The 19,342-nt window shown below is 69.9% G+C and carries 17 protein-coding genes; 5 read left to right on the plus strand and 12 right to left on the minus strand.

The window, feature by feature from the left end; genetic code table 11:
• The first annotated feature begins 98 nt into the window (after positions 1 to 98).
• From glgX to glgB, 3 genes are all read left to right on the plus strand, one after another.
• Positions 99 to 2,171, plus strand: a complete 2,073-nt coding sequence (gene glgX, locus AB0N68_RS11820) for a glycogen debranching protein GlgX (protein WP_280567116.1) — start codon at positions 99 to 101, stop codon at positions 2,169 to 2,171.
• 64 nt (positions 2,172 to 2,235) lie between these two features.
• Positions 2,236 to 4,305, plus strand: a complete 2,070-nt coding sequence (locus tag AB0N68_RS11825) for an alpha-1,4-glucan--maltose-1-phosphate maltosyltransferase (RefSeq protein ID WP_280567119.1) — start codon at positions 2,236 to 2,238, stop codon at positions 4,303 to 4,305.
• Entirely contained in the window at positions 4,302 to 6,503 is a 2,202-nt protein-coding gene (glgB, locus tag AB0N68_RS11830) for a 1,4-alpha-glucan branching protein GlgB (protein WP_280567123.1), read from the plus strand. The genes AB0N68_RS11825 and glgB overlap by 4 nt, the downstream gene beginning before the upstream one ends.
• A gap of 54 nt (positions 6,504 to 6,557) precedes the next feature.
• Here glgB and AB0N68_RS11835 read toward each other — a convergent pair whose 3' ends face one another.
• Both AB0N68_RS11835 and AB0N68_RS11840 read right to left on the minus strand, forming a co-directional pair.
• Complete coding sequence (locus AB0N68_RS11835) at positions 6,558 to 7,484, minus strand: tetratricopeptide repeat protein (protein ID WP_396654786.1); 927 nt, start codon at positions 7,482 to 7,484, stop codon at positions 6,558 to 6,560.
• Between the two features lie 5 nt (positions 7,485 to 7,489).
• Positions 7,490 to 9,433 (minus strand): DUF8094 domain-containing protein, encoded by a 1,944-nt coding sequence (locus tag AB0N68_RS11840; RefSeq protein ID WP_280567128.1) that lies wholly within the window; start codon positions 9,431 to 9,433, stop codon positions 7,490 to 7,492.
• A 178-nt stretch (positions 9,434 to 9,611) separates the two neighbouring features.
• On the opposite strand from AB0N68_RS11840, the gene AB0N68_RS11845 reads away from it, so the two are divergent.
• Positions 9,612 to 10,673 carry an AI-2E family transporter gene (locus AB0N68_RS11845; RefSeq protein ID WP_060922797.1) on the plus strand — a complete coding sequence of 354 codons (1,062 nt, stop codon included), beginning with the start codon at positions 9,612 to 9,614 and terminating at the stop codon, positions 10,671 to 10,673.
• Positions 10,674 to 10,691: 18 nt separating this feature from the next.
• Here the strand turns inward: AB0N68_RS11845 and AB0N68_RS11850 are convergent, their stop codons facing one another.
• From AB0N68_RS11850 to rpsB, 9 genes are all read right to left on the minus strand, one after another.
• Positions 10,692 to 11,408 (minus strand): alpha/beta hydrolase, encoded by a 717-nt coding sequence (locus tag AB0N68_RS11850; RefSeq protein WP_268776563.1) that lies wholly within the window; start codon positions 11,406 to 11,408, stop codon positions 10,692 to 10,694.
• Between the two features lie 2 nt (positions 11,409 to 11,410).
• A complete protein-coding gene (locus AB0N68_RS11855; RefSeq protein WP_232089226.1) occupies positions 11,411 to 11,698 on the minus strand; it encodes an Rv1322 family protein in 288 nt (95 codons plus the stop codon).
• A 9-nt stretch (positions 11,699 to 11,707) separates the two neighbouring features.
• Positions 11,708 to 12,400 carry an aggregation-promoting factor C-terminal-like domain-containing protein gene (locus tag AB0N68_RS11860; RefSeq protein WP_187664003.1) on the minus strand — a complete coding sequence of 231 codons (693 nt, stop codon included), beginning with the start codon at positions 12,398 to 12,400 and terminating at the stop codon, positions 11,708 to 11,710.
• A 66-nt stretch (positions 12,401 to 12,466) separates the two neighbouring features.
• On the minus strand, positions 12,467 to 13,048 hold the full coding sequence (locus AB0N68_RS11865; RefSeq protein ID WP_187664144.1) for a DivIVA domain-containing protein: 582 nt from the start codon (positions 13,046 to 13,048) through the stop codon (positions 12,467 to 12,469).
• A gap of 20 nt (positions 13,049 to 13,068) precedes the next feature.
• Positions 13,069 to 14,202: a phosphatidate cytidylyltransferase gene (locus AB0N68_RS11870; RefSeq protein WP_280567132.1), complete on the minus strand. Its 1,134-nt coding sequence runs from the start codon at positions 14,200 to 14,202 to the stop codon at positions 13,069 to 13,071.
• A gap of 5 nt (positions 14,203 to 14,207) precedes the next feature.
• Positions 14,208 to 14,762, minus strand: coding sequence for a ribosome recycling factor (frr, locus tag AB0N68_RS11875; protein ID WP_187664001.1), 555 nt, complete (start codon positions 14,760 to 14,762; stop codon positions 14,208 to 14,210).
• 67 nt (positions 14,763 to 14,829) lie between these two features.
• Entirely contained in the window at positions 14,830 to 15,546 is a 717-nt protein-coding gene (pyrH, locus tag AB0N68_RS11880) for a UMP kinase (protein ID WP_025103358.1), read from the minus strand.
• Between the two features lie 90 nt (positions 15,547 to 15,636).
• A complete protein-coding gene (gene tsf / locus AB0N68_RS11885) occupies positions 15,637 to 16,464 on the minus strand; it encodes a translation elongation factor Ts (RefSeq protein ID WP_187664000.1) in 828 nt (275 codons plus the stop codon).
• A gap of 41 nt (positions 16,465 to 16,505) precedes the next feature.
• Positions 16,506 to 17,447 carry a 30S ribosomal protein S2 gene (rpsB, locus tag AB0N68_RS11890; RefSeq protein WP_259951634.1) on the minus strand — a complete coding sequence of 314 codons (942 nt, stop codon included), beginning with the start codon at positions 17,445 to 17,447 and terminating at the stop codon, positions 16,506 to 16,508.
• A 535-nt stretch (positions 17,448 to 17,982) separates the two neighbouring features.
• Between rpsB and AB0N68_RS11895 the strand changes: the two genes are divergently transcribed.
• Positions 17,983 to 18,360, plus strand: coding sequence for a murein hydrolase activator EnvC family protein (locus AB0N68_RS11895; RefSeq protein ID WP_313362708.1), 378 nt, complete (start codon positions 17,983 to 17,985; stop codon positions 18,358 to 18,360).
• A 23-nt stretch (positions 18,361 to 18,383) separates the two neighbouring features.
• Here AB0N68_RS11895 and AB0N68_RS11900 read toward each other — a convergent pair whose 3' ends face one another.
• Entirely contained in the window at positions 18,384 to 19,286 is a 903-nt protein-coding gene (locus AB0N68_RS11900) for a tyrosine-type recombinase/integrase (protein WP_280567136.1), read from the minus strand.
• Between the last annotated feature and the right edge of the window lie 56 nt (positions 19,287 to 19,342).

Below are 19,342 nucleotides of genomic sequence, written 5' to 3' on the forward strand. Positions count from 1 at the left end.
TCGATTCTCCCCGATCCGCGCGGCGAACGCTCCGTCTGGGCGTGAGACCGGGTGCGTCCTGTCATGAGACTGAAATGCAGCACGTTTAGGGTGTATCCATGCCTTCGTCCCCCGCCTCCGTCGTGCCCGGTGGGGCGGCCCTCGACGATCTCGGCGTTCGCCTGCACGACGGCGTCGGCACGATCCGGGTCTGGTCGCAGAACGCCTCGGCCGTCGAGCTCGTCGTGTTCGACGCCACGGACCTCGACTGGGTGGTCGACCAGGCAGCGCTGGAAAGGCGGCCCGGAGGGGTCTGGGAGGTCACGACGCCGTTGCTCCAGCCGGGCGTGCGGTATGCCCTCCGGGTCGAGGGACCGCACGGCCCCGGCAACACGTTCAACCCGGAGACGCTGCTCCTCGACCCGTACGCGCGTGGTCTCGCCCAGGGCCACGGCTACCAGGAGTGGCGCGGCGTGGTCATCGAGGACGGCTTCGACTGGGGCGACTCCACCAAGCCGCGGGTCCCGGCCGACCGGACCGTGATCTACGAGGGCCACCTGAAAGGGCTGACCAAGCGTCACCCCGACATCCCGCCGGCGCTGCACGGGACGTATGCGGGCCTCGCGCATCCCGCCATGATCGCGCACCTCCGCACGCTCGGGGTGACCTCGGTGGAGCTGCTCCCCGTCCACGCGTTCGTCCCGGAACCCCGACTCCTCGAGCGCGGTCTGACGAACTACTGGGGCTACAACACCCTGAACTTCTTCACACCGCACGCCGCGTACGCCACCGAGGGCGCGCGCAAGGCCGGGCCCGAGGCGATCATCGCCGAGTTCAAGGGCATGGTGCGGCTGCTGCACGAAGCGGGTCTCGAGGTGATCCTCGACGTCGTGTACAACCACACATCCGAGGAGGGGATCGGCGGCCCGCGCTCCAGCCTCCGCGGCCTCGACAATGCCCGGTACTACCGGCAGGACGACGCGGGCGTCTACATCGACACCACCGGATGCGGCAACACGCTCAATACCGCCACCGACGCCGGGGCGCGCCTCGTCGTGGACTCCCTCCGGTACTGGGCCGAGGAGATGCAGATCGACGGATTCCGTTTCGATCTGGCCACGGCGATCGCCCGCGACGGCGCGCATACCTACACCCCCGACCATCCCCTTCTGCAGGCGATCGCCGCCGACCCCGTGCTCGCGGAGACCAAGCTCATCGCGGAACCCTGGGACGTCGGTCTGGGCGGCTGGCAGACCGGGAACTTCCCCTCGGGCTGGCATGAGTGGAACGACCGTTACCGCGACCGGGTGCGCAACTTCTGGCTCAGCGACATCGACTACGCCCGGCGGGCCTCGGCACCGGTGGGGATCGGCGGTTTCGCGACACGTCTGGCCGGCTCGTCCAACACCTTCAGCGAGGATCGGGGACCGCTCGCGAGCATCAATTTCGTCACCGCGCACGACGGCTTCACTCTCCACGACCTCGTGTCGTACGACGTGAAGCACAACGAGGCCAACGGCGAGCAGAACCGCGACGGCGCGGATCTGAACCGGTCCTTCAACCACGGCGTGGAGGGCCCCACCGACGATCCGATGATCCTCGCCGCCAGGCGGAAGGCGATGCGCAACCTGCTCGGCACCCTGCTGCTCTCGGCCGGCATCCCGATGCTCACCGCCGGGGATGAAGTGGGACGGACGCAGCGGGGCAACAACAACGCCTACGCGCAGGACTCTCCGTTGTCCTGGCTCTCCTGGGAGTTCGAGCCGTGGCAGGAGGACCTCCGCGCCCACGTCGCGCGCCTCCTCCGGCTCCGTGAGGAGAACCCCGCGCTGCGCCCGAGCCGGTACGCGCGCCTCGGCGAGCACATCCCGAACGCGTCGGTCATGGACTGGTACGACCAGGACGGCGCGACGATGGAGCCGGCCCAGTGGACGGACCCCGGCAACCGCACCCTGCAGTACGTCGCCGCGTCCACGCCGGACAAGGAAGCCGCGAACCGGATCCTGCTGATCGTGCACGGCACGGAGGCTCCGATCGACGTCCGGCTCCCGGAGGACATCGACGGCGCCACCCGGTTCGTCTCGCTCTGGTCGAGCGCGGATGAGCGGCCGTCGGACGCCGAGGAGACCTTCGTACCGGGCGAGGTGCTGCCGATCCCCGGCACCTCGATGCGCCTGTTCCGCGTCGAGTGATAGCACGGTTCGCCGCCCTGGTCGAGCGGTAGGTTCCCGCACGCCCGACCGGTAGATTCGGCATGTGACTGCTCGTGCTGGAACCCGGCCCACGGCTCTGCGGAGCCCCGTTCAGATCCCGACGCGCGCCGCCGACGCGGACCGCCCCGGAGCGCTGCGCACGACGCGGATCCCGCTGCTCGACGGGAGCCCCGCGGTCCCCGGTGGCTTCCCGGCCAAGGCCTTCGCCGGCGAGGTCGTGCCGTTCCGCGTGGTCGCCTTCCGGGAAGGTCACGACCTCATCGGCGTGCACGTGCGGCTGACGTCCCCGACCGGCGAGGAGAGCCTGCACCGGCTCACCGCCCTCGCGGACGGCACCGACCGCTGGGAGGCGGAGATCGCCCTCGACGCGGAGGGCGTCTGGCACTTCCACTTCGAGGCGTTCTCCGACGACTTCGCCACCTGGGCGCACGCCGCGCACGTCAAGGTCGCCGCAGGCGTCGATGTGGACGTGATGGCCGCGCTCGGCGCGGAGCTGCTGCGGCGGGCCGCGGCGGAGAAGGATCGCCCCGCGGCACAGCGCACGCGCCTGCGCGTCCGAGCCGATGAGCTCCAGGCCGGCGACGCCACCACCACTGCGGCGATGGCCGTCGACCCCGAACTCGCAACGATCTTCCGCGACCGCCCGATCGCGACCCTCCGCTCCATCTCCGCGGAGCAGGTCGTCCGCGTCGAGCGCACCCGTGCGGGCGTGGGCGCCTGGTACGAGTTCTTCCCACGCTCCGAAGGTGCCAGACGGCTCAAGGACGGCACGGTGCGCAGCGGCACGTTCCGCACGGCGGCGAAGCGCCTGCCCGAGGTCGCCGGGATGGGCTTCGATGTGATCTACCTCGTCCCGATCCACCCCATCGGCAGCACCAATCGCAAGGGGCGCAACAACACGCTCGTCGCCGAGGCGGGAGACCCGGGCTCGCCGTACGCGATCGGCGCCACTGAAGGAGGGCACGACGCCATCCATCCCGACCTCGGCACCCCGCAGGACTTCCGCGCGTTCGTGCGCGCCGCGCGGAAGGAGGGGCTGGAGGTCGCCCTGGATCTCGCGCTGCAGGCATCCCCCGACCACCCGTGGGTCCGCGAACACCCCGAGTGGTTCACCACCCTCCCGGACGGCAGCATCGCGTACGCGGAGAACCCGCCCAAGAAGTATCAGGACATCTATCCGCTGAACTTCGACAACGACCCGGAGGGCATCGCGGCCGAGATGCTCCGGATCGTCCGGCACTGGGTGGCCGAGGGTGTGCGGATCTTCCGCGTGGACAACCCGCACACCAAGCCGCTCCAGTTCTGGGAGTGGCTGATCGCGACGGTCAACGCGACGGATCCCGACGTCATCTTCCTCGCCGAGGCCTTCACCCGGCCCGCCGTGATGCGCGCGCTCGCCGCCGTGGGCTTCCAGCAGAGCTACAGCTACTTCACCTGGCGCAACACCAAATCCGAGCTGGAGGAGTTCCTCACCTCCATCTCCCACGAGACGGCCGACTACATGCGTCCGAACCTCTTCGTGAACACCCACGACATCCTCACCGAGTACCTCCAGTTCGGCGGACGCGCGGCGTATCGCATCCGCGCCTGCATCGCCGCGACGGCAGGGCCCGTGTACGGGGTCTACGCGGGGTACGAGCTCGTCGAGAACGTGGCTCGCCCGGGTTCCGAGGAGAACATCGACAACGAGAAGTACGAGTACAAGTTCCGCGACTGGGCGGGAGCCGAGGAACGCGGGGAGTCGCTGGCCCCGCTGCTCCGGCGGCTCAACGAGATCCGTGCGGCGCATCCCGCGCTGCGCCAGCTCCGCAACCTCGAGCTGCACTGGAGCGACGACGACGCCATCCTCGTGTTCAGCAAGCATCTCGACGCCGCCTTCACCGGTACCGGGAGACCGGACACCCTCATCGTCGTCGCGAACGTCGACCCGCACTCGGTGCGCGAGACCACCGTCCACCTCGACACCACGCGCTGGGGAGTCCCCCTGGGCGAGACCTTCGAGGTGGAGGATCTCCTGACCGGCGCTGTCTGGACCTGGAGCGATCACAACTACGTCCGGCTCGACGCCTTCGCCGAGCCCGTCCACATCCTGAAGGTGAGGGAGCGCGCATGAGCCGCATCGAGGACACCCCGAACGCCGAGTGGGAGGCCGTCGCGGCCGGTCAGCATCACGACCCGCATTCCCTGCTCGGCGCGCACCCCGCCAAGGATGCCGCCGACCGTACCGTCACCGCCATCCGCGTCCGCCGACCGCTCGCCGAGAGCGTCGAGGCCGTGTTCAGCGATGGAAGCCGACTCGCCCTGTCCCACGTCGCGCACGGCCTCTGGGAGGGCACGCACCCAGGGCCGCCGCTCCCCTACCGCATCGCGACGCGCTACCGCGGCGAGGAGGAGATCGTCTCCGGCGACCCGTACCGGCATGCACCGACACTGGGCGAACTCGACCTGCACCTCATCGCCGAGGGGCGGCACGAGCGTCTGTGGGAGGCGCTGGGGGCGCATCCCCGTACGCAGGGCGACGAACAGGGCGTGTCCTTCGCGGTCTGGGCCCCCGATGCCTCGGCCGTCCGGGTCGTGGGCGATCACAACGGCTGGAACGGCGAGAGCCACGCCATGCGCTCGCTCGGCGCCAGCGGCGTCTGGGAGATCTTCATCCCCGACCTGCCCGTCGGCACCCGCTACAAGTACCAGATCCGCACCCGGAGCGGCGCCTGGATCCTCAAGGCCGACCCGATGGCGCTGGCGGCGCAGGTGCCGCCGGAGACCGCGTCGGTCGTCACCGCCTCGTCCTACGCCTGGCAGGACGGCGCGTGGATGACCCGTCGCGCCGCCACCCATGCCGTCGCGCAGCCGCTGTCGGTGTACGAGGTGCACGTCGGCTCCTGGCGCGAGGGGCTGGGCTACCGCGAGATGGCCGATCCGCTGATCGCACACGTGCAGGAGACGGGGTTCACCCACGTCGAGTTCATGCCGCTGGCCGAGCATCCGTTCGGCGGCTCGTGGGGCTACCAGGTCAGTGGATACTACGCACCGACGAGCCGGTACGGCTCCCCCGACGACCTGCGCTACCTCATCGACCGCCTGCACCAGGCCGGCATCGGCGTCATCATGGACTGGGTCCCCGGGCACTTCCCCAAGGACGCCTTCGCGCTGGCCCGCTTCGACGGCCAGCCCCTGTACGAGCACCCCGATCCCCGCCGCGGCGAGCATCAGGACTGGGGCACACTCATCTTCGACTACGGCCGGCCCGAGGTACGCGGCTTCCTCGTCGCCAACGCCCTCTACTGGCTGAACGAGTTCCACGTCGACGGCCTGCGGGTCGACGCCGTGGCGTCGATGCTCTACCTCGACTACTCGCGCCGGGAGGGCGAGTGGGAGCCGAACATCCACGGCGGACGCGAGAACCTCGAGGCGATCCGCTTCCTCCAGGAGGTCAACGCCACCGCCTACCGGCTCCACCCCGGCATCCTGATGATCGCCGAGGAGTCCACGAGCTTCCCCGGCGTCACGGCACCGACGGATCACGCCGGCCTCGGGTTCGGTTTCAAGTGGAACATGGGCTGGATGAACGACTCGCTCCAGTACATCGGACGCGATCCGATGTACCGCGCGCACCACGAGGGCGAGATGACGTTCTCGTTCGTGTACGCGTTCGGCGAGAACTACGTCCTGCCCATCAGCCACGACGAGGTGGTGCACGGCAAGGGCAGCCTGTTGTCCAAGATGCCGGGCGACCACTGGCACAAGCTTGCGAACGTCCGTGCCTACCTCGCCTACATGTGGGGGCATCCCGGGAAGAAGCTGCTGTTCATGGGACAGGAGTTCGGTCAGCTCGCGGAGTGGTCGGAGGGTCGGGAGCTGGACTGGTGGCTCCGTGACCAGCCCTCTCACGCCCAGCTGCAGGACTTCGTCGCCGCGATGAACGGGGTGTACCGGTCGCAGGCCCCCCTCTGGGAGCGCGACAACGACGGCTCCGGGTTCACCCGCCTCGGCGCCCCGAGTTGGGACCCGTCGGTCATCGCCTTCGAACGACGGGACGCGCACGGCGGGCGCCTCGTCGTCGTCAGCAACTTCGCCGGAGTGGAACGCACCGGCTACCGTCTCGGGCTGCCCAGAGAGGGCGTGTGGCAGGAGATCCTGAACTCCGATGCCGTCGCCTACGGCGGACGGGGGTCGGGCAACCTCGGGATGGTGATCGCCGAGCCCGCGGACGCCGGCGCCCCCACGGCGTCGATCACGCTGCCCGCGCTGTCGACGCTCTGGCTCCGCCACCAGCCCGAGCCGCACGTGCCGACGGTGAACAACGGCTGACCGACGGCCGGCGACGATCGGTCTGCGCGGAGGAACGATCCCCGCGCAGGCCGATCAGAAGAGCAGCGAGGAGAGTCGGTTCCGAGCCGCGATCACGCGCGGGTCGCTGGCGCCGATGAGGCCGAAGAGCTCGATGAGACGCTCCCGGACGGGAGTGCGCCGGTCGGACGGCAGCTGAGCGAACAGGTCGAGGAGCCGGCCGAAGGCGTCGTCGACATGTCCACCGGCGAGGTCGAGGTCCGCGACGTCGAACTGGGCCTGCACGTCCAGCGGAGCCGCTGCGGCCGCGGCTCGGGCGGTCTGGAGGTCGAGTCCCTGCACACGGTCGAGCAGGCGGACCTGGCCCAGGCCGGCGATGGCGTCCTCGTCGCGCGGGTTCTCCGCGAGTGCCTTCTCATAGGCGGTGATGGCCGCACGGTAGTCGCCGCGCTCGATGGCGGCGAACGCCTCCGCGTGCAGCGGCGGCAGCTCGGGCTCGGCAGCGGCTTCGGCTTCCCCGGTCTCGGCGTCGCCGACGGGGAGCGTTCCCGAGACGCCGTTCTGCGCCGCCACCTGGAGCAGCTGCGCGAAGACCTCACGCACCTGCTGCTCCGGTACGGCGCCCGTGAACATCGGCACCGGCTGGCCGGCGATGAGGGCGACGACCATCGGGATGGACTGCGCGCGGAAGCTCTGCGCGAGCTGCGGGTTCGCATCCACGTCGACCTTCGCCAGGAGCACGCGGCCGCCGAGCTCCCGAGTGACCTTCTCGATGATCGGGCTCAGCTGCTTGCACGGCCCGCACCACTCGGCCCACAGGTCGACGACCACCGGGACGGTGCGCGACAGCTCCAGGACCTGACCGAAGTTCTCGTCGGTCGCGTCGACGACGACGTCAGCCACCGGTGCGGTCGCGGGCGCCGCTGCACCACCCGCCGGCGGGGACGGACGGTTGCGCAGGCTGGACAGATCGACGGCGCCACGCAGGGCCGCGGGAGACATCTCACTCACTTGATCACCTTCACGGACACGAGATCCTGACGGGACGCCAGGAGACGGATCGGTTCGCTCGACCCCTGGGACGGGACGGCGAAGAACAGCTGGAACTCATAGGTCGTCTGGGCGCCCTTCGCGGACTCGTTGGCCCCGGTGAGCGCCTTGGCCTCCTTGTTGTCACCGAAGCGGATGACGACATCGGAGGACGTGGGCGTGATGGTCTCGACATCGAGGACGGAGACGGCGACGATGGCGCCGCTGTCCAGCGTCGTCATCGAGACGGGCTCCGCCGTCGTCGGCTTCATGTCGAACGCGGCCTTGGAGGTCTTCGCAGCCCCGGCGTCGGCGAGTCCCTTCACCAGGCTCTGTCGGCTGTCCCTGATCGATGTGGCCAGGTTCAGCGCCAGATCGTCGAACTGCCCGTAGGAGGCGCTCTTCTCACCGTTGTCGACGACGTCGGCGAAAGCCGCGGCGACCTCGTTCGGCGGCACCGACAGGAAGGCCGAATCCGCCGGGACCAGCGAGGTCCCCAGCCAGCTGGCCGCCACCTCGGGGAACGCCGCGTCCGCCGACATCTCCGCCATGTTCGTGACCTTGTAGTTGGACCAGGGGTCCGCCTGCGTCATGGTCAGCACCACCGGCGGCACGGTGTCGTCGCCGGTGCTCTTCGAGAGCATGAGGACGGTGCGTGGCCAGCGGTCCGTCGCCTCGGGGAGGACCACCTCGACGTCGTCCGTCGGGATCGCGGCGGGCGCCGCCCGATCCGGCAGCTTCGCGCGCAGGGCGTAGTCGGTGGTCCTCGTCGTGAGAGGTGCGCCGTCGAGACGGGTGGCCGCGAGGTCCAGATCCTTCGCCTCATCGGCCTGCACCAGGGTCTCGGAGACCTCCCGGAGGATCCGCTCGGCCTGCGTCTCGGTGACCGCCGGCGGCTTCTGGTTCTCGGGGGCGATCACGGTCGGGGTCGGAGACGGCGATGCGGAGGGGGCCCCGAACTCCGGCCAGGACTCCGCCGTGCAGCCGGAGGCCAGGAGGGCGGTCAGACCGAGGGCGGGGAGGGCGAGCAGGCGCCGACGACGCCTCGGGCGCTCAGCGCGCATCGTGCTCTTCCCGTCCTGCTCCTTCTCGTCGACGATCTCCGCGTCCTCCACGTCGTCCTTCCTCGCCGGTGTCGGCGCCTGCTCGCCGTCCGCGGCCTCCAGGGCCTCGCGCTCGGACGGCGGAAGGGCCGCCACGTCGATCGGCTGCGTCGTGGGAAGCGGCCCGGGCCCCTTCCGGCGCGGGCCGCGGCCACGGCGCTGGTGACGGATCGCGAGCACGTACAGGACCAGGCCCACGAGGAGCACCAACCCGCCTGCCGCCATGAGCGGGCCCGCCAGCGGCGTCCGCGTGTCCAGCGGCCAGGAGACCACGATGTCGTCCGGCGCGTCCTTGGTGCCGTCGTAGGCGATCAGCACGCTGGTCCCTTCCGGGAGCTGCATCTTGTCAGTGGCGAGGAAGTTCTCCTCGCTGAAGGAGTCGAGCCACAGATCGGAGCCGGCAGGGTTCCGGCCCGCGGGCACCTCGGCGTCCTCCTCCGGCGCCGGGGTCGCGGTCGTCTCGGGCGCCGGCGTCTCGGTGGACCCCTCGTCGTCCGCTGCGGCGACATGCTCGACGACGAGCTCGTCCTCGTCCCCGACGGTCACGTGGTTGTACTCGGAGTCGGAGAGCCAGGCCTCCATGTCGGCCGTGCGCCCGTAGCTGGTGAAGATCTCCCCTTCGCCGCGGATGAGCAGCTTCTGCGCGCCGGCGTTGATCCGCAGGACGTCGCCGTCCAGGAGAACGAAGGGCGCGGGCTCCTCGATGTCGACACGGGCCTCCTCGGACGAAGGGCCGACGAAGATGGTGCGTTGGGCGATCCCCGCACCGATCAGCACGGCAGCCAGCACGAAGGCCACCACGGCCCATACGAAACGCACGAATAGTCTCCTCACGCATCGCGGCTTCCCGCCCACGACGCCACACTCGACATTTCAGACTAGCGAACCCACCTGTGTGTTGACCACGAGGGCCCTCCCTCGTCCGTCGTCCGGCACGTCGGCGGCGCGTCGAGCCGCGTCATGGGTAGCCTTGCTGCAGCCGTACCGAGGAGTCCGCATGAAGATCCACAACCCGTTCCGCACCGCCCTCGTGGCGACACTCGGCGTGGGGCTCGGGATCGTCCTGATCAGCAGCGTCCAGACGCTGTCGACCGTGCTGCTCTACATCGGCACCGCCCTCTTCCTCAGCCTCGGCCTCGACCCTCTCGTCACGTTCCTCGAGCGTCGACGCCTGCCCCGCTGGCTCGCGGTCCTCGTGACGATCGTCGCCGTGCTGGCCGTCTTCGTCGGGATCATCCTCATCGTGCTGCCCGTGCTGGTCGACCAGATCTCGCAGCTCATCGCCCAGATCACGGCGATCGTGCAACGGGGAACCGCGATCGAGGATCTGAGGAGCTGGATCCAGGAGACATTCCCGAACCTCCTCGTCGACGACGTCTTCGCGTATGTGGAGGACTGGCTGACGACCAATCTCGCGGAGATCGGCGGGTCTATCGGTCAGGGCGTGCTGATCGCCAGCGGCGCCGTGCTCAGCGGCGTGTTCGGCGCCTTCATCGTCCTCATCCTGACCATCTATCTCACGGCTTCGACGCCCTCGCTCAAGCGCGCGGTGTACCAGCTGGTCCCGGCGTCCAAGCGGGATCGCTTCATCGATCTCTCCGAGCAGATCACCGACTCGGTCGGCTACTACGTCATGGGCCAGGTCAGCCAGGGCGTCATCAACGGCGTCCTCAGCGCGATCTACCTGACGATCATCGACGCGCCGTTCCCCGCCGTTCTCGCGGTCGTCGCGTTCTTCTTCTCGCTCATCCCCCTGGTGGGCACCCTGACCGGCTCGACGATCATCGTCCTCGTCTGCCTCATCCCGGGCCTCGGCTCCCCCGGCACGGCTCTCGCGGCGGCGATCTACTACCTGATCTACATGCAGATCGAGGCGTACGTCATCTCGCCGCGCATCATGAGCCGCGCCGTCTCCGTGCCCGGCGCCGTCGTCGTGGTGGCAGCCCTCGCGGGAGGAAGCCTGCTGGGCCTGCTCGGGGCGCTCATCGCGATCCCCGTGGCGGCCAGCATCCTGATCCTCTACCGGCAGGTGCTCATCCCGCGCATGAACGAGCGGTGACCGGGGCGGGCCTCGCCGTCAGTCCGCTGCCGGCCAGTGGGTCGGCAGCGGCAGCGCCGACGGATTGACGGCGGCGACGATCTCGGTGAGCACCCGGCGCGTCTGCGTCTCCCCCACCCACAGGTGCTTGCCCCCTTCCACGGCGATCAGCTGCGCCTGCGGGATCGTCGCGAAGCGCTCCCGCGCTTCCGCCGGGCGCAGGTAGTCGTCGAACTCGGGCACGAGGATGACCACGCGGTGGCCGGTCTCCCCCCAGGCGGCGACCTCCTCCGCCGTCGCGCGGTGCAGCGGCGGCGAGAGGAGGATGATGCCCTCGATGTCGTGGTCGGCACCGTACTTGAGGGCGAGTTCCGTCCCGAACGACCACCCGACGAGCCAGGGGCGCGGCAGCGCGCGGTCGCGGACGACGTCCATGGCGGCCGCGACGTCGAACTGCTCTGCAGCGCCGCCGTCGAACGTCCCCTCACTGGTGCCGCGCGGCGAGGTGGTGCCACGGGTGTTGAACCGCAGCACCGCGAGATCGGCCAGGGCGGGAAGACGCGCGGACGCCTTGCGGATGATGTGCGAATCCATGAAGCCACCGGCGGTCGGCAACGGGTGCAGCGTGACCAGCGTCGCCACCGGGGCTGCGGCTTCCGGCGTCGCGAGCTCGCCGACGAGCGTCAGGCCGTCCGCGGTGTGCAGCTCGATGTCCTCGCGGCGCGCCGGGAGCTCCAGCGGTCCCCGGATCTCCATGGTCATGCGATCCTCCAACAGTGGTTGTGCCAGTGTCTGCGGTCAGCCAGGGCTGCGGCATCGCCGAGCACGCCGTCGGCGCGCCAGGCCACGAGATGGGCGGTACCCGGTTCGACGGATCGTCCGCAGCCCGGGCAGATGTACGCCTTCTGCGCTTGGAGCGCGGAGACGGGCTGCACCGTCCACTCCACGCCTCGGCGGACCTCGGTGCGCTTCCAGCCGGCGAGGAGACGGTCGAACGAGTCCTCGCCCTCAGGGCGCGCGGAAGGACGTCGGCGTGAGCGGGGCATGGTGCCGGCTCACCACCAGTGGTTGGTGACCCAGAAGTTGTACGCGCCGGCCCAGCTGCCGTAGCGACCCGTGGCGTATCCGGTCGCCCAGCGGAGGTTGTCGACCGGGTTGTAGCCGTTCCCCGGCACCTTGCTGCAGGGCAGGGCCTGGACGAGGCCGCAGGCGCCGGAGGAGGAGTTCGTCGCGTTGGGGTTCCAGCCGCTCTCCCGCGAGACGATGTAGTCGACGTACTGCCAGTCGCCCTGCGCGATCCCGGCGGCCGCCATCCACTCCGCAGGTGCGCCTCCGCCGCTGTACGGCGGGAGTCCGCCGCCCCCGGACGACCCGCCCTGCGAGCCCTCGGACGACGACGAGGAGGTGGTCACCGGGGCCGGCTTCGGCTTGGGCTTCGGCTTGGGTTTGACGTAGACGTCGAAGGAGCCGCGCTCGACGGGAGTGATCGCCGCGCCCTCCACCGTGACCGTGAGGTTCTGGGTGTCCGCCAGGGCCACCGCATACACGGAGTCCGGGGCCTCCGTGGCGACGGGCTGAGCGAGCGCGACGCCGGTGGGCGCGACCATCGCGGCCGCGAATGCGACGACCGCGAGCGAGCTGAAGACGCCCACGACACCGCGGCGGCGCGACCAGCGGCGCGTGCCGCGGGAGGCTGATGCAGCCGTGGCTGCGGGTACCAGCACGGCGTCGCTTCGTTCGGGAATCATGTCGTTTCGGGAGTTCACGATGGAGGACAGTTTACGCATACCTGCCTGAAGAGGCCATCAGACGGCTCAGCGGACCGCCAGGATCACGTCGATGGTGGCATCCAGGAGCGCGTCGACCTGCTCCTCGCGGTAGCCGCCACGCTGCATGCGGAACGCTGCGGACCGCAGCTGCTCAGCGGACAGCGCGTCGCCGTCCCGCAGGTAGCGGACGATCCGGGAGGTGACGTGGTCGACCTCGTCGACGCGGTACCCGAACGTGAGGAAGCCGGTACGGGCGAACCGGTGGCGACGCGGACGCGCCAGATGGTCCAGGATGACCTGCGCGTCGGCTCTGGCCTGCTCCACCCAGGCGCCCGCTCCGAGAGACCGCACGGCGCGTTCCCGCTCTCGGGCGGCGAAAGCGTCCTCGACCCGTCCGAGGGCCGCGTCGACGTCAGCCACCACGTACCCCTCCTTGACGAGGGGGAAGGAGACGGTGCGGACGTCATCGGCCGTGAGATCGTCAGCGCCGCTCTCGAACGCCCGCCGCGCCGAGGCGAGGAATCCGTCCACCGCCGCACGGTGGTACCCCTTCGTGCGTCCGGTCGTGAGCGCGAAGGCCGGCGTGGCCGCGCGTTGCGTGGCGACCTCGCGACGGTCGTCGTTCATCACAGCACCACTGTCGTTCATCACAGCACCAACCAGGGAGAGAGGAGGAAGTACAGGCAGAGGGCCGGGACGGTCGACGGCAGGATGCTGTCCAGCCGATCGAGGAGCCCACCGTGCCCGGGGAGCCAGGAGCTCATGTCCTTGATCCCGAGATCCCGCTTCAGCATCGACTCGCCGAGGTCTCCGAGCGTGGCGGACAGCAGGATCGCGGCCCCGAAGATCACACCGCCCCACCAGGGCAGGTCGAGCAGGAACATCGCCAGGAGGACGCCCGCCGCGAGCGACGCCACCACCGCACCGCCGAAGCCCTCCCAGGTCTTCTTGGGGCTGATCCGCGGCGCCATCGGGTGTCGCCCGAACGCGAGCCCCGCGGCGTAAGCGCCGGTGTCGGCCGCCACGGCGATCGAGATGAAGCTGAGCACCCACCACTGGCCACCCTCCTGCTCGAGCAGGATGAGGGCCACACCCGCGAGGAATGGCACGTACACCTGCACGAACCCGCCGATCACGGCGTCGGTGAGCACATCGCCGTACGTGCGCCCATCCTTCGCGACCATCTGGGCGAGCAGGCGCCAGACGATGACGAACGCCACGGAGACGAACAGCATGACCCAGCTCAGCCAGGGCTCCGCGAAGTACGCGGAGAGCACGAGGAAGGTCGCCGCTATCAACTGCGGGATCACGTCGACGCGACGCCCGGCGGCGCGCAGCGCGCGCGAGAGCTCGTAGACGCCGAGGAGCGCCGCGGCCAACGCGAACGGGACGAACAGCGCCTTGATGAAGAGCAGCGAGCCGAGGAGCGCCGCACCGAAGGCGAGGCCGATCAGGATCGCGAGGACGAGGTCACGTCCGGTGCGCTGCTTGATGCGTTCGTTCGCCTGGTCGAGCTGATCCCGCGCATGCGACACGTGCGTGCCGAACTCGTCCCGCGCCTGGCGCCACTGCTCGCGGATCGCATTGTGATCCGCGGTGTCCAGCCGGTCGGCGGTCATCGGCGCTGCACCCGGCGTCGCCGGAAGCGGCGGTCGCGGGGGCACGCGGTCGGCGTCGAAGGCCGGGAAGGCCGCGTCGCCGAGCGGCACGCCGCCGTCGGGGCCGACCTCCGGCCGCGCCACCGGAGCGCCCTCGTCGGTGCCTCGCGATTCGTCGGACATGCGGACTACACCTCGAGGAGTTCTGCCTCTTTGCGCTTCAGCGCGTCGTCGATGAGGTCGACGTGCTGACGGGTCAGCGCGTCGAGTTCCTTCTCACCACGGGAGATCTCGTCCTCGCCGAGCTCGCTCTTCAGGCCGTCGAGCTCGTCCTTCGCCTTCCGGCGGATGCCGCGGACGTGGACCTTGGCGTCCTCCGCCTTCGACTTCACGAGCTTGACGTACTCCTTACGGCGCTCCGCCGTGAGCTCGGGCATCGTGACGCGCACGAGGTTGCCGTCGTTCGTCGGGTTCGCGCCGAGGTTCGGCATGTCGCGGATGGCCTGCTCGATCGCCTTCAGCGCCGACTTGTCGTACGGCGTGATGATGAGCGTGCGCGCCTCCTGGTTCGCGAGCGACGCGAGCTGAGCGAGCGGCGTCGGCGTGCCGTAGTAGTCGACCAGCACCTTCTGGAAGAGCTGCGGGTTCGCACGACCCGTGCGCACCGTGGAGAAGTCCTCCTTGGCAGCCTCGACGGCCCGGGACATGCGGGTGGTGGTTTCAGCGAGGACGTCCGCGATCACGGTGGCTCCTATCGTCGGGGTGTTCTGGAAATTCTATCGGGAGCGGGCCCCCGTCCCGTGCAGGCGCTCAGGCGGTGACGAGCGTGCCGATGGGCTCGCCCAGGAGAGCGCGGGTGACGTTGCCCGCCGGCTCCATGCCGAAGACGCGCATGTCCATGTTGTTGTCCATGCACAGGCTGAACGCCGTCGAGTCGACGACCTTGAGGCCCTGCTGGAGCGCATCGCGGTAGGTCACGCGCTCGATGCGCTCGGCGTCGGCGTGCTTGTTCGGGTCGGCGGTGTAGATCGCGTCGACGCCGTTCTTGGCGACGAGGACCTCCTGCGCACCGATCTCCAGTGCGCGCTGCGCGGCGACCGTGTCGGTGGAGAAGTACGGCAGGCCCGCACCGGCACCGAAGATGACCACGCGGCCCTTCTCCATGTGCCGCTCCGCGCGACGCGGGATGTAGGGCTCGGCGACCTGTGTCATCGAGATCGCCGACTGCACGCGCGTCGCCGCGCCCGCCTGCTCCAGGAAGTCCTGCAGCGCGAGCGCGTTCATCACGGTGCCGAGCATGCCCATGTAGTCGGCCCGCCCCCGGTCCATGCCCCGCTGGCTGAGTTCGGCCCCGCGGAAGAAGTTGCCGCCGCCGACGACGACCGCCACCTCGACCCGGTCGACCGCAGCGGCGATCTCGCGCGCCATCTGGCTGACCACGTCGGGGTTGACGCCGAGCTGCCCGGCGCCGAACGCCTCTCCGGAGAGCTTGAGGAGGACGCGACGGCGTCCGGTGCGTTCAGTCATGGGGGATGTCCTCTCGTCCCGATTCAAGATAGTGCCTGGTGGGCATGAAGAAGGGGTTCGGATCGAGCGATCCGAACCCCTTCGACAGTGCTACGCGCCGACCTTGAAGCGCGCGAAGTCCGTCACGGTGATACCGGCGTCCTTCGCCACCTGGGCGACGGAGAGCTTGTTGTCCTTCGCGTAGTCCTGCTCGAGCAGGGCGACCTGCTTGATGAACGCGGAGACACGGCCCTCGACGATCTTCGGCAGAGCGGCCTCGGGCTTGCCCTCGTTGCGGGAGATCTCGGTGACGATCTCGCGCTCCTTCTCGACCGCATCCGCCGGCACGTCCTCGCGGGACAGGTACGACGGGTTGGCGAACGAGATGTGCTGGGCGATGCTGCGCGCAGTCTCGGCGTCGTCACCCGTGTAGGCGACGACGACACCGATCTGCGGCGGCAGGTCCTTGCTCGTGCGGTGCAGGTAGACCTCGACGCTGTCACCGGTGACGGTGCGCACGCGACGGAGCTCGACCTTCTCGCCGATGATGGCGGCCTCTTCCGAGATGAGCTGCTCGACGGTCTTGTCGCCCGCCGGAGCGGCCAGAGCGGCCTCGACCGAGTCGGCCTTCACGGCGGCGACGGCGTCGGCGACCTTGTCGGCCAGCGCGATGAAGCGCTCGTTCTTCGCGACGAAGTCGGTCTCGCAGGCGAGCTCGACGAGCGTCACGGCGCCGTCCTGCTCGCGAGCGACGACGAGGCCCTCGCTGGTCGAACGGTCGGCGCGCTTGGCGTTGCCCTTCGCACCCTTCAGGCGCAGGATCTCGGTGGCCTTCTCGACGTCGCCGTCGGCCTCCTCGAGTGCCTTCTTGGTGTCGACCATTCCCGTGCCGAGCTGCTCACGCAGCGCCTTGAGGTCGGCGATGGTGAAGTTGGCCATGTGTGGTGGCTCCTTGCTTCGTTGTGTGGGTGTACGAGGGATTACTTGGCGTCTGCGGCCTCGGCGGCGGCGACCTCGGCGGTCTCCTCACCGGAAGCGGCGGCGATCGCCTCGTCGTGCGCCTCGGCACCGGCCTCGTCGGCGGCGGTGGCGTCGGCGGCAGGGGTCTCGACGACAGCGGCCTCGTCGTCGGCGGTAACGACCTCGGCGGCGTCAGCGGACTCCTGGACGGGAGCCTCGAGGAGCTCCTTCTCCCACTCGGCCAGCGGCTCGGCGTCGCCCGACTCCGGGTTGTGCTTCTGCTGCAGGCCCTCGGCGGCGGCGTCGGCGATGATGCGCGTCAGCAGCGACACCGAACGGATGGCGTCGTCGTTGCCGGGGATCGGGTACTGGAAGTCGTCCGGGTCGGCGTTGGTGTCGAGGATGCCGATCACCGGGATGCCGAGCTTCTTGGCCTCGTCGATGGCGAGGTGCTCACGCTTGGCGTCGACCACCCAGAGGGCGGACGGCGTCTTGGTGAGGTTGCGGATACCGCCGAGCGACTTGTGGAGCTTGTCCAGCTCGCGCTTCTTGAGCAGCAGCTCCTTCTTCGTGAAGCCGGAGGCGGAGGGGTTCTCGTAGTCGAGCTCCTCGAGCTCCTTCATGCGGGCGAGACGCTTCGCGATGGTGGAGAAGTTGGTGAGGAGGCCGCCGAGCCAGCGCTGGTTCACGTAGGGCTGGCCGACGCGCGTGGCCTGCTCCGCGAGGATCTCCTGCGCCTGCTTCTTGGTGCCGACGAAGAGGATCGTGCCGCCGTGCGCCACGGTCTCCTTGACGAAGTCGTACGCCTTGTCGATGTAGCCGAGCGACTGCTGGAGGTCGATGATGTGGATGCCGCTGCGCTCGGTGAGGATGAAGCGCTTCACCTTCGGGTTCCACCGACGGGTCTGGTGTCCGAAGTGCACGCCGCTGTCGAGCAGCTGGCGGATGGTGACCACAGCCATGGTCGTCTCCTGATTCTGGCGCGGAGCGCCGTTGAGGTTGTCATGCCGACCGGACGGTCGGACATCCTGGTGCCCGGCTCACGCCCACCCGTTCGGAGAACGGGACCTGCGGGAGTGGATGCCACGACGGAGTCGCTCTGGGCACGCGTAGTCACCCCGAGATCGAGGTGCTCGTCCAGCATACAGGATCATGCGCCGCCGGCTCGTCCTGCACAGGAGCGCAATCCTCGCCCTTCTCCCCCGCTACAGGGTTCTTCCCCCGGGCGTCCGGTCCGCGCGATCGCCCCCGGCGCACACTCACCGCATGACTTCTCCCTCCGGTTCCCCTCACCTTGTCCGTTCACACTCGTCTCGTGCCGCTCGCGTCGCGATCACGGCGGCGCTCGCCTGTCTCGTGCTTCTGGGCGGCGGCGGCGCCCCACTCGCCGCCCCTGCGTCCGTACACACGGCGACGGCATCCCGCTCCGGCCCGTCCCCGGCCGACAGTTCCGCCTCGGAGGGTGCATGGCGATGGCCCGTCGACGGTGGCCGCCATGTGAGCGCCGCGTATCGCGCACCGGCGCACGCCTACGGTCCCGGACACCGGGGCATGGACGTCACCGCCGCCGTCGGTACCGCTGTCGGCGCTCCGGCGGACGGAGTGGTCGCATTCCAGGGCGTGGTCGTCGATCGTCCCGTGCTGACCATCCGACACACAGATGGCCTGGTGAGCTCGTTCGAGCCGCTGGAGTCTTCGCTCCGGGCGGGCGACACGGTCAGCCGGGGTCAGGAGATCGGTCGGGTCTCCACAGGTGGGCACACGGCTCCTGGCGCGCTGCATGTCGGTGTGCGGCGCGATGGGGAGTACATCAACCCGATGCTGCTGTTCGGCGCCGTCCTGCGGGCCCGTCTCCTGCCCTGCTGCGGGACCTGATCTCCGACCGAGCGGGCAGCCGCTCAGGCGCGAGGATGCGCCAGCCGGTACGTCGCCGTCAGCCGCTCCGCCGAGACATGCGTATAGATCTGCGTCGTGCCGAGGCTCGCGTGCCCCAGGATCTCCTGCACGGCGCGCAGGTCGGCGCCGCCGTCGAGCAGATGCGTCGCCGCCGTGTGGCGGAGGGCGTGCGGCCCGACGGTCTCCGCGCCGACGACGGGTGCGAGCGCACGGGCGACCACCTCGTAGACCGTCCGCGGTCCCAGCCGGGCGCCGCGGCTTCCGAGGAAGACGGCAGGCGAGGCACCCGCGGCCCTGCTGAGGAGCGCCGGGCGAGCGCGGCGCAGGTACGCACCGAGTGCATCCCTGGCCGGGGCACCGAATGGCACGACGCGCTCCTTGTCGCCCTTGCCCCGCACAAGAGCCGTCCCGCGGTCGAGATCGAGGTCGTCGATGTCGAGACCGCAGAGCTCGGAGACGCGGACCGCGGAGCCGTAGAGAAGCTCCAGGACGGCGTGGTCACGGAGGGCGACGGGCTCGCCCGAGGATGCGGCCTGCCGATGGCGTTCCAACAGCTCGGACATCGCGTCCTTCGATGCCACGGTCGGCAGCGTCTTGGCCCGTTTCGGCGCCACGAGCCGAAGACTCGGGTCGATGGGGATGATGTCCTGCTCGCGCGCCCAGCCGAAGAACGCTCGCGCGGTGGCCGCACGTCGGGCCAGGGTCGCTCGCGCGTCGCCGCGCTGGGTCGCCTGCCACAGCCATTCACGCAGCATCTCCAGGTCGATCCGGTCCACCGGACCGCCCGCCACGCTCGCCCCGAGGTCCCGCAGGTCGGAGCGATACGCCTTCACGGTCGCGGGCGACAGCCGGCGCACCTTCTCCAGGTGGTCGGCGAACGCCTCGACAGCGACCGCGAAGTCCATACCTCCACCCTGGCCCGCCCCCGCCCCCCGAGCCGCGCGCCCCGCCGCGAGCCGTC

Origin of the sequence: Microbacterium meiriae (genome assembly GCF_040685015.1) — a bacterium.
Taxonomy (GTDB): Bacteria; Actinomycetota; Actinomycetes; order Actinomycetales; family Microbacteriaceae; genus Microbacterium; species Microbacterium meiriae.